Here is a 13,020-nt window from a genome sequence, read left to right on the forward strand (position 1 = left end):
CCGGGGCCGTCGCGCCCCGGACCGGCTGAGGCGGCCCGCTCGCGGTGACCACCGTCACGGGCGCGGAGGCCGGCTCCACCGGACGTCCGGTGGAGCCCACCGCGCCGGGGCGGGGCCGCGCGCTCTGCCCGCTCGCTCGCCCCGCGCGCACGCCGGGCCCCAGGGTCCGCCTGACCGTGCGGGGAGACAGGACCCGCGGCCCCGCGGTCGCGGCTCGTTCTCACCTTCGGAGCTGAATGATGAACAGGAACACCGGGCGAGAGGCCGCAGGGGGCACTCGCGTGCGGGCTTTCGCCGCCGTCTGCGGCCTGCTGGCCGGAGCCATGACGGCGACCGCGGCCGGGACCTCCCCCGTCGCGGCGCTGACCCCGCCGGTGGCCATCACCGCGGACGATCTCAGTACCTGGCAGACCAACGGCATCGTCTGGTCGATGGCCGCCGGCGACGGCGTCGTCTACGCGGGCGGCACCTTCTCCACCCTGCGGCCTCCTACCGCCGCCCCGGGCACAGAGGAGCAGCCCGCCCTGAACTTCGCCGCGTTCGACGCGGCGACGGGGGCGCCCACAAACTGCGCACTGTCGTTCACCATCTCCACGGGGACCGCGACCGTCCGGTCCCTGGCCCTGTCGCCGGACGGTGCGACCCTCTACGCGGGCGGCCGGTTCGGTGCGGTGAACGGCGTCGGCGTCAGCAACATCGCGGCGATCGACACCGCGACCTGCACGCCCCGCGACGACTTCAAGATCGCCGTGACGGCGACGGTACGGGCGCTCGCCGTCACCGCCGACACGGTGTATCTGGGCGGCGACTTCAACAGTGTCGGCGGTCAGACCCGCAACAAGTTCGCCGCCGTGACCACCGGGGCGTCGCTGCTGCCCTTCACCGCGAACGCCGACGAGGTGGCGCGGGCCGTGGAGGTGACCCCGGACGGACGCAACGTGCTGCTCGGCGGAGACTTCTTCCGCGTCAACGGCGCCGGCAGCCACGCCCTGGCCGTGGTCGACGCCACCACCGGCGCTCTGGCCAAGACCTACCCGGGGTTCATCCACGACAACTCCACGGTCCAGGACATCACCACCGACGCCACCGGCTTCTACACCGCCAACGAGGGCAGCGGCGGCGGGGTGTTCGACGGCCGTATCGCCCTGGACCTCGACGACTTCCAGCAGCGGTGGCGGGACACCTGCCTGGGCGCCACGCAGGCCGTGCTGGTGCACTCCGGCGTCCTGTACAGCGGCAGCCACGCCCACGACTGCTCCAGCATGGGCTCGTTCCCCGAGCAGCCGCGCAAGCATCTGCTGGCCCAAGCGGTCGACGACCCGAAGCTGCTGCCGTGGTTCCCGGACACCAACGACGGCATCGGGGAGCCGGTCGGGCCGCGCGTGATGGCCCAGACGGGCAGCGGTCAGCGCCACTACCTGTGGGTGGGGGGCGAGTTCACCACCGTCAACGGCAAACGCCAGCAGGGGCTGACCCGGTTCGCGGACGGCCCTGACACCGGTGCGCCCTGGGTGCCCAACGTCAGCCTCTCCACCCTGACTCCGGGGCGCGTCGACGTGAACTGGCAGACCAGTTTCGACGCCGACGACGGCACGCTGACCTACCGGATCTACAAGGACGGCTCCAACACGCCGGTCCACACCACGACGGGCCACTCCGTCTTCTGGGACCGGCCCCAGCTCACCTGGACGGACACCGACGTGTCGCCGGGCGAGACGCACACATACCGGATCACGGCGAGCGACGGTGTGAACACCAGCGCCAAGTCCCCGGCCCAGTCGGCCATGGTGACGAGCACCGCGGAGGCGTACCCGGCCCGGGTCAGGGCGGACGGGGCCACCCTCTACTGGCGCTACGACGAGGGCGTCTCCACCTTCGCCCACGACAGCAGCGGCCACCTCGACAACGGCTTCCTGCGCAACGCCCCCGCCTACCGCCAGACCCCGGCGGCGGTGGCCGGACCCTCGACGGCGATCGGCTTCAACGGGGTCGACGAATACGCCTACAGCAACCGGCTGCGCGCGGCGCCGCCCCGGTTCACGGTGGAGACCTGGATCAGGACGACCACCACCCGGGGCGGGAAGATCATCGGCTTCGGCAACGTGACCCAGGAGAACAGCACCCGTTACGACAAGCACGTCTACATGCGCGACGACGGGCGGCTCACCTTCGGCGTGTACAGCGGCGGGTCCCGGACCATCGTCACCCCGGCGGCGTACAACGACGGCCGGTGGCACCATGTCGTCGCCACCCAGGGCGCGGACGGCGTGAGCCTGTACGTCGACGGACAACGACGCGCGTCGAACAGGCTGTACACCGGCAACGAGGACTCCCCCGGTTACTGGCGGGTCGGCGGGGGCAACCTGGGCAGTTGGCCCGGCCGCCCCACCAGTAACTTCTTCGCCGGTCAGATCGACGAGACCGCCGTCTACCCGACCGCGCTGAGCGCCTCCCGGATCAGTGCGCACCACGCCCTGAGGAACGGCTGATGAGACACCGGACCCTGGCCGTCGTCGCCGCCGTCGCGACGCTGGCGATGACGGCCGCCTGCGGCACGTCCGCGGACGGCGACGCCCGGAAGGCCGCGGACGACCGGCGCCTCGCGGCCTCCGGGCCCGCCGTGCCCGGAGCCCCCGTCGGCTCCCCCGCTCCCACCGCGCCGGCTGCCGGGGAGCCGACGGCCCCCGGGCCGCCGGCCTCCACCGCCTCGGCGGAAGGACCGAAGACCCCCGCCGACGAGATCACCCCGGCCACCGGGACCTTCACCAGGGAGCAGAAGGAATACCTGGCAGACCGGGTGCCGCGCGGCATGGACCCGGCCGCCGTCCTCCAGACGGGCCAGGAGACCTGTGACAAGCTCCGCTTCCTGGCCAAGGGCGACCGCGACACCGCCGTGGGCGCCATCGTGACGGACGAGATCCCGGACGCGGCGGACGCGGTCGCCGGGCTCTGCCCGCACCACCAGGATCTGGTGGACGAGGCGGCGTACGGTTATCCGGACGGCACGCACACCGGGAAGCGGCTCCGGCCCGGCGTCTACCGGTCCGCCTCCCCCACCGCCGACTGCTCCTGGCGGATCGGCGGGGACGGGGAGAGGGAACTGGCCTCTGGCACTTCCGACACAGGCGTCTCCCGGAGGATCACGATCCCCGGGTCCGCCCGTACGTTCACCTCCACAGGCTGCTACGCCTGGCTGGCCGAAGGAGCCACCGGATGACCGCCGGGCCGCCCCGCCTCCCGATCGCCGTCGCCATCCCCACGAAGAACGAGGGGCTGAACATCGCGGAGGCCGTGGGATCGGTGCTCGGGCACTTCGAGGCGGTCGTGGTGGTGGACTCCCACAGCACCGACGACACCGTCGAGATCGCCGAGGAGTGCGGGGCCGAGGTGGTCACGTACACCTGGGACGGCGGCCATCCGCGCAAGAAGCAGTGGTGTCTGGAGAACGTCCGCACCGACCTGGACTGGATTCTGCTGCTGGACGGCGACGAACGCCTCAGCCCGGGGCTGCTCGCCGAACTGCGGGAGGCCTTCTCCGACCCGGCGGCCCCCAGGCCGGCCGCGTACGACATACCGCTCGGATACTGGTTCTCGGGCAAGCGGCTGCGGCACGGATACACCATCCGCAAGAGGTCGTTGACCGACCGTACGCGGTGCCGCTATCCGGAGGTCGGGGACCTCGACGCGCCGGGCATCGGGGAGGTGGAGGGGCACTACCAACCGGTCGCGGCGACCGTGGGGGCGCTGAAGAACCCGATCGAGCACCAGGACCGCGATCCGGTCACCGCCTGGTTCGAACGGCACAACCGGTACTCGGACTGGGAGGCGTGGCTGGAGCATCATCCCGAGGTGAAGGAACAGGTGCGGCAGGCCAAGTCCCGTCAGGGGCGGTTGTTCCACAAGGCGCCGTTCAAACCGGTGGTGTCGTTCGCGTACATGTATCTCTACCGGCGGGGCTTCCTGGACGGCCGGGCGGGCTTCGACTTCGCGCTGGCCATGAGCTTCTATCGCTGGCAGATAGCGCTCAAGTCACGTGACAGGCCGGTGCGTTGAACCTGTGACTGCTCGCCGCCCCCCTCCGGCGGACCACTCCCTCGTAGGTCGGCCGGAGGGCGGCGGTGACGGCTTCGATGGTGAAGCGCCCGTGGACCAGCTCCCAGGCGGCCCGGCCCGCCTTCTCGGCGGCCTCGGGCTCCAGCAGTTCCAGGACCGCCTCGGCCACCGCGCGCGCGTTGGCCGCGTCCTCGCCGACGCGGCTGTCGATCACCCGGCCGGCGCCCGCGTCGGCCACGTCGGGCGCCAGGCCGCAGGTCCGGGTGATGACGACCGGGGTGCCGACGGACATCGCCTCCAGCACGGAGACCCCCAGCGGCTCCTCGATCGACGGCAGGACGTACACGTCGGCGTTCCGTCCGGCGGCCAGGACCGCCTCGTGGTCCAGCGGGCCGACGTGGTCCAGGGAGGCGCTCACGCCCAGCTTCCGGGCGAGGGCCAGGGCGCCGGGCAACGCGCCGGTGTCGGGGCCGGCCAGCACGAACCGGGCGTCGGGGCGCCGGGCGAGCACGTGCGGCATCGCGGCGACGAAGTCCTCGGGGCGCTTGCGCTCCTGTATCCGGGCGAGGAAGAGCACGGTGGGCGGCCGGCCGGGAGCGCGGCCGGGCTTGCGCTCCTGGGGGCGCACGCCGTTGACCAACCGCACGGTGCGGGTCAGCGGGACGGGGGCGGCGACCGCGTCCACGGCGAGGCGTTCGGCCTCGGTCAGGTGCAGGACGGCGTCCGCGCGGCGCAGCACCGTGCGCACGCCGAGGAGATCGGTGATCCGGGCGGCCTTGTTCTCGGTCGGGTCGACCATGCCGTGGGTCTGGACGACCAGGGGGGTGCCGGTCGCCAGCGCGATCAGCGCGGCGGGCAGCGTCACCAGGTCCCGCATCAGGTGGACGTGCACGAGGTCGGCGCCGCGCATCATCCGCCGGGCGGTGCGCAGGAGCGTGGCGGAGGTGATGCCGCTGACCTCGAACACGGGAAGCAGGTGCCGGGCCCGGAAGAGCCTGACCGGGACTCCCTCGACGTGACCCGGCAGTGCGCCGTCAGGAAAGCCGTCCGCGAGGGCCATGACGCGGGCGTCGTCACCGGCGGCCCGCTGGGCCTTCGACAGGTTGAGCGCCACCCGGGTCGGTCCGCCGAACGCGTGGTCCGGGGTGTGCAGCGTGACGATGTGCAGGATTCTCACCAGGGTCCCCCTCGGCCGACTGCGCCCAGCGTAGTCATCGCACCCCGCCAAGTTCCCTGGTTCGTTAGAGTGTTGGGCGTTCCGCGGAATGGGGGGGCGCATGGCGTCGGTGCAGGCGTCGGCGCACGGGCCGACCACGGGGGCGCCCGGGGGCCCCGAGGGGCAGGCAGCCGCCGGGGGCCCTGAGGAGCCCGCCGCGCGGCCGATCGCGTGGGCGATGCTGTCGCGGGCGCTGGCGGTGCCGCTCATTCTGGGGCTGGTCTGCTTCCTGCCCGCGGTGATCGCCGCCCAGCCCGGCAGCGGTGCGCAGGACACCGCGTACTGGCTCCAGCTGGTCCTGACCTGTTATGCGGGTGCCCGGCTCGCGACGATGATCCTGTCGACCCGGCGGCGGCTGCTCCAGGGCGTCTTCTGGATGTTCGTGTACATCGCGATGGGCGTGGCGCCGTTCGCCCAGGTGGTGATCGGTCGGACGCCGACCCCGATGGTCGGGCCGCGCTCCGACCTGGTCACGGCGATCGCGATGGTCCTCGTGGGGTGCGCCGCCTTCGACCTGGGGGCGCTGCTGGCGTCGCGGCGGCCGCTGCGGCGGCGGGCCCCGGCCGGGCGCGGGGCGGGCGGGCCCGCCGTGGCGCACCCGCTGCGGCTGCGGCTGCTGGTGCTGCTCGCCTTCGCGGCGAGCGGGTACTACGTGCTGAAGCTGGGCGGGCCCGCGGTCTTCTTCTCCAGTCGGCAGGAGATCAGCGCGACGGTGGCGGCGAGCGGGGTCGCCTCGGCCGAGTCGCAGGTGGGCTCGGCGCTCCTGAAGGGCTTCGGCACGGTCCCGGCCCTGCTGGCGCTGCTGTTCCTCACCCGCCGGCTGGTGACCTCGCGCCGGGCGCGGCGCACCCCGTCGACGGTGCTGGTGTGGGGGGCGCTGACGGTGGTCAACGCGGTGGTGAACAACCCGGTCTCCAACGCCCGTTACTGGTTCCTGACCGTCCTGGTGTCGTTGCTGTTCACCGCCTTCCCCAGGAGCGCGGCGATGTACCGCTCGGTGCTCGCGGCGGGCGTGGTGGGGGCGCTGGTGCTGTTCCCGTACGCGGACCGGTTCCGGTACGACGAGGAGGGCTACCGGCCCGTGCGGTCGGCCTCCGTCTTCGAGCCGCTGGCCACGAAGGACTACGACCAGACGGTGATGTTCGCCAACGCCGTCGCGTGGGTGGACGCCCGGGGCCATACGTTCGGCCGTCAACTGACCGGCTCCGCGCTCTTCTTCGTTCCCCGGGCGGTGTGGAGCGGAAAGCCGGAGGACACCGGGGTGCGGGTCGGGCAGTGGATGGGTATGAGCATGACAAACCTGTCGGCCCCGCTGTGGACCGAGTTGTGGGTCGATCTCGGCCCGGCCGGCGTGATCGGCGGGCTGGCGCTGATCGGTTACGCGGCGGCCCGGACGGACCGCCGGTACGCGCTCGCGGTCACCCGCGCCGGGCCGGGTCCCGGCAGTGTGCTGGCCATCGCGGTCCCGCTGATCGCCGGCTACACCTTCATCCTGCTGCGCGGCCCGCTGCTCCAGGCGGTGGGGAAGCTCGCCATCGCGGCCCTGTGTCTGCTGCTGGTCGCCACGTTCAGGGAGCACCGGGCGGCGCGCCGGCGCTGACTCCCCCGTCCGGCGCGGCGGGCACGGCAGCGCGGCGGCGCAGACGGGCCACCCGGGTCCAGGTCGCGACCGCTTTGCCGGCCGAGCCGAGGAAGAGGCCCCAGGCTGCCCCGGTGACGCCGCCGAGGGCGTATCCGCCGGCGAGGAACACCACGGCGGTGAGGGAGAAGGCGACCTGGATGCCGAGCGTGGTGCGGGGGTCGAGCACGCGCAGGGCGAGCAGTCCGCAGGTGCCGGCCGCCATCGCCGCGTACTGGCTGCCGGTCGCCGGCAGCAGGGCGGCGGCCGTGGGCCAGGTGTCGCCGAGCAGCTCGCGCCCCACGCGCTCGGGCAGCAGGGCGAGCACGGTGGCCCAGAGCGCGGCCGTCGTGGCGAGGACGGCGGCCAGAGCCGCGGCGGCCCGCACCCGGCGGCGCTCGTCGCCGATGCGGTGGAGGATCGGCGGGCCGAAGGAGGTGGCGGAGGTGAACAGCACGTTCAGCGGCCCGAAGAGGGTGGTCGCCCCGCGCAGCGCCCCGACGAGGAGGGGGCTGCCGACGGCGCCGAGGCCGAGGACGGACAGCTGGCCGGTGGCGTTGCCCACGCCGAACTCCACGACGAAGCGCCGGCCGAGATGGCCTCGGCGCAGCAGGGGGCGCAGCCGCGTCGACGACCGGGCGGTGGCCCGGTGCAGCAGGACGGCGGACAGCAGCAGGGCGGGAAGGGCGGACAGCCCCCATACCGCGGTCAGCCGGGCCGGGGCCGTCCCGTAGTCCTGGGCGGACAGCGTCCCGAGCACGCAGACGAGTCGCAGCAGGTCGCTGGAGAGGGCGAGATGGGGCTGCTGGAGAGCGGCGAAGGCGTACCGCGCGGTGTCCTGTCCCAGCACCACGGGCAGGACCGCGCCGAGCACGATCAGAGCGCGGGCGGTGTCACCGGGGACGAGCGAGGCCACCGCGGCCAGGAGCGCGCCGAGCCCGGTCGCGGCGAGCACGGTGAACACCACGGCCGAGCGGCAGGCGCTCTGGGTGCTCTCGCCCGTACCGCGCGCGAGGACGAGGGGCTGCCCGGTGTACGCGCCGAAGACGCCGAGCAGCACGGTGAAGGCCAGGTAGACCGCCGAGAAGCGGGCGAAGTCGGCGACGGTGGAGAGCCGGGCGGCGGCCACCAGCACCAGGATGTTGGTGAGCGCCGCCACACCTTGGTCCGCGACCGAGCAGAGGACGGCGGTGCGGGCTCTCACCGGCGCACGGGCGGGCGGGTGACGTGGCGCAGGGCGAGGGTCTGGGCGGGGTCGCCGGTGAGTCCGGACGCCCCCGCGCCGGCCGCCGGGGGGCCGCTTCCGTCCCCGCCGGAGCGGCGGGCGGGACGGGGGCGGCGCTCGGTGCGGCGCAGGCGGCCCCGGCCGGGGTGGAGCAGGGCCCCAAGGACCCGGCCGCCCGACGCGCCGATGATCTCGCGGATGCGTTCCAGGTCGCCGCGGTGCACCTCGCGCGGGTCGCAGACGACCATGACGCCCTCCACCCGGTCGACCAGGGCGACGGCGTCCGCGTAGGACAGGACGGGCGGGGCGAGCACGATGACGACGCTGCCGGGCCGGTCGGCCTCCGCGACGATGCGGCCGACGGGGGTGGAGGTGAGCGCGCGCGGCACGTTGTCGACGGTGGCGCCGGGGATCAGCGCGAATGCGCCGGAGCCGGGGACGTCCACGTTGGAGCGGCCGCCGGTGGGCCAGCCGCCGCGGCCCTCCTCCGCGGCCCAGCGCGGCGGGCGCACCTCGTGGGCGGCGGGGCCGAGGCCGCGGACGAGCGACGGGCTCCGCAGATCGGCCTCGACCAGCAGGACGTCGCGGCCCATCTCGGCGAAGGCCGCGGCCAGGTTGACTGCCGCCGCCGACGCGGCGCGGTTGTCGCCGCGCGGTGCGGCGACCAGCAGACGGCGGCTCTCGGCGAACGCCGGGTCGTAGGCGAGGCGGAAGGCGACCGCGCGGTACTCCTCGGCGAGCCGCGAGCCGCTGCGGCCGATGGCCAGCAGGCTTCCCCTGGCGGCGCGCTCCCGGGGCAGGGCGCCGAGCAGCGGCGCGCCGAGCGAGCGGACCAGCTCGTGGGTGGAGCGTACGGCGGGGTCGAAGACGAGGCGCACCCAGGACAGCAGCAGTCCGAGAGCGAGGCCGACGACGCCGCCGAGGCCGAGCAGCAGGGGCAGGCCCGCGCCGGTGGGCTCGGTCGGGGCGACGGGCTTCTTGTCGAGGTAGCCAGGGGTGGTGTCCAGGGCCTGGAGCTCGGAGATCTTCCGGCTCAGCTCGGAGATGGAGACGATGATGTTGGCGCGGGCGCTGCTGACGTCGTCCGCGGACCCGACGCCGATCTGGTCCTCCAGGAGGTCGCGCTTCTCCTCCAGCGGGTCGAGCTGGGCCCGGTAGCCGTCGGACATGTTCCTGATGCTGTCCTCTGTGCGCGCCCTGCGGTGGGCCAGATACGCGTTGGCCAGGGCTTCGGCGCGGGAGCGGGCCTCCTCGGGGGTGTCCCCGGTGTACGCGAAGCGCAGGGTCAGGGTGTTGGGCGGGTTCGTGACCTGGAGCCCGTCGAGGAGTTCGTAGGCCGTGACGTCGTCTCCCGCCTTGAGGAGCGTGCCGGCCGCGAGGGTCCCCACGGTGTCGCTGACGGCGGTCTGGCGTTCGGAACCGATGTTGATGCCCTTGTCGGCGGAGGCTCCGGTGGCGAAGGGGTCCGCGGTCGCGGAGCGGACCTGCACCTCGCCGGTGGCGGTGTAGACGTCCTCGCCGCTGAGTGCGAGGTAGCCGCCCCCGAACAGGCCGATGGCGACGCCGACGACCAGCAGGCTCCGGTAGCGGAGAAGCTGGCGGAACTGGTCGCGGAGCAGCGCCGGTTCGTCCCTGTCGTCCAGGGCGCGGCTCGGGTCCGTCATCGGCGGGGGCTCCCTTGTGCGTCGTGCAGGGCCTCGGCGAGCAGGGCGTCGAAGCGGGCGAGACCCGCTTGCCTGCTCAGGTGGCGTGCGACGTAGCGCGGCCCTTCGGCTCCGAGTGCGTCGGCGGCCGCCGGGTCGGCGGTCAGCTTGCGCACCGCCGCCAGCAGGGCGGCCGGGTCCTCGGGCGCGACGAGGACTCCGGCGCCGGAGCGGCGGACCTCGTCCGCAGTGCCCCCCTCCTCGGCGACGGAGGCGATCACGGGGCGTCCGGTGACGAAGTACGAGGTGAGCTTGGAGGGGACGCTCATGTCGAGGACAGAGGCGCGCTGGGTGACCGCGAGGACGTCGGCGGCGGCGAGGACGTCGGGGAACTCGTCCGCTCCGGCGGGCTCCAGGAAGTCCACGTTGGGCAGGGAGGCGGCCTGGGCCCGCAGGGTGTCGCGCCGGCTGCCGTCGCCCATCAGGACGACGCGGAGGTCCGGGGCGAGGCGGGCGGTGTCCACCAGGACCTCGAGCCCTTGTTTGAGGCCCATGTTCCCGGAGTGCAGCAGGACGGGGGCGCCCTCGCTCCAGCCGAGCCGGGCGCGGGTCGCCGCCCGGTCGGCGGCCGGGCTCCGCACGTGGGTCCAGTTGGGGACGAGGCGGATGCGGCCGGGGTCGACGCCGAGAGCGGTGACGCCGGGGACGAAGCTCTCGTGTATGACGCCGACGAGGGCGGCTCCGCGCAGGGCGTACCGTTCGGCCGCAGCGGCGAGGGCGGCCGCCCGGCCGCCGCCCCGGATGCCGCTCTGCTCGGCGGCGGCGCCCATCAGGTCCTGGACGACCGGTATGCAGGGGACGCGGTGGCGGCGGGCGAGGCGGGCGCCGATGACGCCGCCGGCGAGGCTGGGCATCTGGGCGATCACCGCGTCCGGCCGCCCCGGCGGCGGGGCGGCCAGTCCGGTGGCGAGGACGCTGGCCTCGAACGCGGCGCGGTGCAGCGCGCTCTGCCGGCGCGGCACGTAGTGGGCGCGACGGTGGACGCCGACGCCGCCGCGTATCTCCACCGTCCGCCACACCCCCCGGTAGCGTGCGTCCAGCCGCCAGGACGGGTAGTGCGGCATGCCGGTGAGGGCTCTGACGCGTGCGCCGGACGCGGCCCAGTGCTCGGCCAGTTGGGTGGCGTACGGGCCGATGCCCGTCACCTCGGGTGCGTAGTTGGTCGACACCACCAGGAGGCGGCGGCCCCGCAACGGCCCGCGCCCCTCGACGTCGGACATCGGACGATCGCCCTCCCCCCATGACGGCCGCCGTCCCCCAGGGACGGCCCCGACCGAGCTTATCCGTTCACGGCTTGCACAAGTGCCCTTCACAGTAAGGTCGTTGGAACATCACCGGATCACGTTCACCGTGGGGGGAGAGATACGGATGGTGCAGCACAGGGTGGGTTACGCGCCCGGGGTGTACGACCTGTTCCACGTCGGCCACCTGAACATCCTGCGGCACGCCCGCAGTCAGTGCGACTACCTGGTGGCGGGGGTGGTCTCGGACGAGATGGCCGTCCTGGCCAAGGGGCACACGCCCATGGTCCCGTTGCGCGAGCGGCTGGAGATCGTCCGGAGTGTGCGCTTCGTGGACGCCGCCTTCGTGGAGACCGTGCCGGACAAGGTCGAGACGTGGCAACAGGTCCGGTTCGACGTGATCTTCAAGGGCGACGACTGGCGGGGAACGGAGAAGGGGAAGAAGCTGGAGCGCGACTTCGCCGACGTGGGCGTGGAGGTCGTCTACTTCCCGTACACGGTGCACACGTCCAGCACCCAGCTGCGCCGGGCCCTGGACGTGCTCGTCAACCGGCCCGGAGCGCTCTCAGCTCCCTGAACCATTTGGCGAGGAAGGCCGCCAGGAACAGCGTGTGCACCGCCGCGAGCGCGGCGTACCCGGCACGGAAGGCCTCGGGTGCGCCGAGCAGCAGGAAGACCAGGCAGAACACCCCGTAGTCGGCGGGCAGCAGCGCCACCGCCCGCACCCGGGAGACGGGCGCCGCACCGCCGGCCCCCTGGGCGGCCGCGGCCCTGCCGAGCTGTTCGCGCAGCAGTCCGGCGCAGAACGTCAGCACGGCGGCGAACTGGAAGCCCAGCGGCAGCAGCAACCAGCCGTCCGAGGGCAGGTCGCCGAAACGGTGGAACGAGATCAGTACGGCGGTGTGGGCGAGCAGCAGTTTGCCGCAGTCCACGACGTGGTCCAGCCACTCCCCGTCTGGCCCTCCCCCGCCGGTGAGCCGGGCGAGCTGGCCGTCGGCGGAGTCGAAGGCGAAACCCACCGCGAGCGCCGCGTAGACCAGGACCGCGAGCGTCCACGACGGTTCGAAGAGGGCGACCGAGCCCAGCGCGCCGTAGGTGAACAGGGCGCTGAGCAAAGTGACCTGATGAGGCGTCATTCCCAGTCGAAAGGCCCCGGCCGCCAGGAACCGCCCGGCGGGGCGGTTCACGTACCGTGAGTAGAGCGAGACGCCCTTGGCGCTCTTCTGTGCGCCGCGCAGATCGCGCAGCGCTGTGCCCGTGCTTCCCATACGCCCCCCAGCGTCCGGCATCGCCCGCATCATGGCACGCGCGGACGGGCCCCGTGGCCGGTTTGCGTGGGGCGAGCCGTCAGACCCGTTCGAGCGGGCGGTGCGGCGGTGCGGGCAGTTCCACCGCGATCGTGTCACCGGGCCGGACAACTCCGCCTTGGCGCACCACGCTCATGACGCCCGCCTTGCGCACGACGGCGCCCGTCGCGTCCCGGCCCACGACGCGTTTCAGCAGCCCGTCCTGGAAGGCGTCGATCTGTTGGCAGGGGTTGCGCAGACCGGTGATCTCCACGACGGCGGCGTCACCGATGCGCAGGAGCGTGCCGGTGGGGAGGGCCAGAAGATCGATGCCCCGAGTGGTGAGGTTCTCGCCGAGCTGCCCGGGGGCCACGGTGAATCCGGCGGCGGCAAGCTCTTCGAACAGTTCCGCGTGGAGCAGGTGGACCTGGCGCAGGTTGGGCCGGCTGGGGTCCTGGGCGACCCGGGAGCGGTGCTTGACCGTCGCGCCCGCGTGGACGTCGCCCTCGACGCCGAGTCCGGCGAGCAGCGTGACGCTGTCCCGATTCGACTTGGTGAACGTGTAGGCGTCGCTGCTGCTGACCGCTGTGACCGTTCCGTCCGCCACGTTCCCCTGCATGTCTCTCCGCCCCGGTCGATGCGCTTGGTCTGCCACGAGCTTAAGGGCTGTCCCGGAGC

At 73.4% G+C, this 13,020-nt stretch carries 11 protein-coding genes; 5 read left to right on the forward strand and 6 right to left on the reverse strand.

Translation table 11 applies throughout. The features are described 5' to 3' along the window. Window positions 1–236: 236 nt before the first annotated feature. The 3 genes from V9U70_RS18275 to V9U70_RS18285 are packed head-to-tail and all read left to right on the forward strand — an operon-like array spanning window position 237 to window position 4,053. A complete protein-coding gene (locus V9U70_RS18275) occupies window positions 237–2,489 on the forward strand; it encodes a LamG domain-containing protein (protein ID WP_336676543.1) in 2,253 nt (750 codons plus the stop codon). Next, window positions 2,489–3,217, forward strand: a complete 729-nt coding sequence (locus V9U70_RS18280) for a hypothetical protein (RefSeq protein WP_336676545.1) — start codon at window positions 2,489–2,491, stop codon at window positions 3,215–3,217. Before V9U70_RS18275 ends, V9U70_RS18280 begins: the two co-directional genes overlap by 1 nt. Beyond that, window positions 3,214–4,053, forward strand: coding sequence for a glycosyltransferase family 2 protein (locus V9U70_RS18285; RefSeq protein ID WP_336676547.1), 840 nt, complete (start codon window positions 3,214–3,216; stop codon window positions 4,051–4,053). The genes V9U70_RS18280 and V9U70_RS18285 overlap by 4 nt, the downstream gene beginning before the upstream one ends. On the opposite strand, the gene V9U70_RS18290 is transcribed toward V9U70_RS18285, so the two are convergent. After that, window positions 4,025–5,230, reverse strand: coding sequence for a glycosyltransferase (locus V9U70_RS18290; protein WP_336676549.1), 1,206 nt, complete (start codon window positions 5,228–5,230; stop codon window positions 4,025–4,027). The two genes, V9U70_RS18285 and V9U70_RS18290, sit on opposite strands and share 29 nt — an antisense overlap. Before the next feature lie 100 nt (window positions 5,231–5,330). On the opposite strand from V9U70_RS18290, the gene V9U70_RS18295 reads away from it, so the two are divergent. Continuing rightward, the gene (locus V9U70_RS18295) at window positions 5,331–6,869 is read left to right on the forward strand and encodes a hypothetical protein (RefSeq protein ID WP_419723994.1); all 1,539 of its coding nucleotides are present in this window, start codon (window positions 5,331–5,333) and stop codon (window positions 6,867–6,869) included. On the opposite strand, the gene V9U70_RS18300 is transcribed toward V9U70_RS18295, so the two are convergent. Genes V9U70_RS18300 through V9U70_RS18310 form a run of 3 tightly spaced genes read right to left on the reverse strand, consistent with a single transcriptional unit; the run spans window position 6,838 to window position 11,035 of the window. Continuing rightward, on the reverse strand, window positions 6,838–8,091 hold the full coding sequence (locus V9U70_RS18300; RefSeq protein ID WP_336676551.1) for an MATE family efflux transporter: 1,254 nt from the start codon (window positions 8,089–8,091) through the stop codon (window positions 6,838–6,840). The genes V9U70_RS18295 and V9U70_RS18300 overlap by 32 nt on opposite strands. Beyond that, window positions 8,088–9,776, reverse strand: a complete 1,689-nt coding sequence (locus tag V9U70_RS18305) for a lipopolysaccharide biosynthesis protein (RefSeq protein ID WP_336676552.1) — start codon at window positions 9,774–9,776, stop codon at window positions 8,088–8,090. Before V9U70_RS18305 ends, V9U70_RS18300 begins: the two co-directional genes overlap by 4 nt. Next, entirely contained in the window at window positions 9,773–11,035 is a 1,263-nt protein-coding gene (locus tag V9U70_RS18310) for a glycosyltransferase (protein WP_336676554.1), read from the reverse strand. The genes V9U70_RS18305 and V9U70_RS18310 overlap by 4 nt, the downstream gene beginning before the upstream one ends. Window positions 11,036–11,183: 148 nt before the next feature. Here V9U70_RS18310 and V9U70_RS18315 point away from each other — a divergent pair, with 148 nt between their 5' ends. Continuing rightward, window positions 11,184–11,633: an FAD synthase family protein gene (locus V9U70_RS18315; RefSeq protein ID WP_336676556.1), complete on the forward strand. Its 450-nt coding sequence runs from the start codon at window positions 11,184–11,186 to the stop codon at window positions 11,631–11,633. Here V9U70_RS18315 and V9U70_RS18320 read toward each other — a convergent pair. Then, complete coding sequence (locus V9U70_RS18320) at window positions 11,602–12,324, reverse strand: CDP-alcohol phosphatidyltransferase family protein (protein WP_336676558.1); 723 nt, start codon at window positions 12,322–12,324, stop codon at window positions 11,602–11,604. The two genes, V9U70_RS18315 and V9U70_RS18320, sit on opposite strands and share 32 nt — an antisense overlap. Before the next feature lie 79 nt (window positions 12,325–12,403). Beyond that, the gene (locus V9U70_RS18325; protein ID WP_336676560.1) at window positions 12,404–12,961 is read right to left on the reverse strand and encodes an MOSC domain-containing protein; all 558 of its coding nucleotides are present in this window, start codon (window positions 12,959–12,961) and stop codon (window positions 12,404–12,406) included. Window positions 12,962–13,020 lie beyond the last annotated feature (59 nt).

The organism is Streptomyces pratensis, from assembly GCF_037137275.1.
In the GTDB taxonomy this organism is placed as follows: Bacteria; Actinomycetota; Actinomycetes; order Streptomycetales; family Streptomycetaceae; genus Streptomyces; species Streptomyces pratensis_B.

Coding starts and splice junctions, on each gene's coding strand:
- V9U70_RS18305 (WP_336676552.1), bottom strand. CDS start 9,776: ATGACGGACCCGAGCCGCGCCCTGGACGACAGGGACGAACCGGCGCTG.
- V9U70_RS18275 (WP_336676543.1), top strand. CDS start 237: ATGATGAACAGGAACACCGGGCGAGAGGCCGCAGGGGGCACTCGCGTG.
- V9U70_RS18295 (WP_419723994.1), top strand. CDS start 5,331: ATGGCGTCGGTGCAGGCGTCGGCGCACGGGCCGACCACGGGGGCGCCC.
- V9U70_RS18285 (WP_336676547.1), top strand. CDS start 3,214: ATGACCGCCGGGCCGCCCCGCCTCCCGATCGCCGTCGCCATCCCCACG.
- V9U70_RS18325 (WP_336676560.1), bottom strand. CDS start 12,961: ATGCAGGGGAACGTGGCGGACGGAACGGTCACAGCGGTCAGCAGCAGC.
- V9U70_RS18320 (WP_336676558.1), bottom strand. CDS start 12,324: ATGGGAAGCACGGGCACAGCGCTGCGCGATCTGCGCGGCGCACAGAAG.
- V9U70_RS18315 (WP_336676556.1), top strand. CDS start 11,184: ATGGTGCAGCACAGGGTGGGTTACGCGCCCGGGGTGTACGACCTGTTC.
- V9U70_RS18280 (WP_336676545.1), top strand. CDS start 2,489: ATGAGACACCGGACCCTGGCCGTCGTCGCCGCCGTCGCGACGCTGGCG.
- V9U70_RS18310 (WP_336676554.1), bottom strand. CDS start 11,035: ATGTCCGACGTCGAGGGGCGCGGGCCGTTGCGGGGCCGCCGCCTCCTG.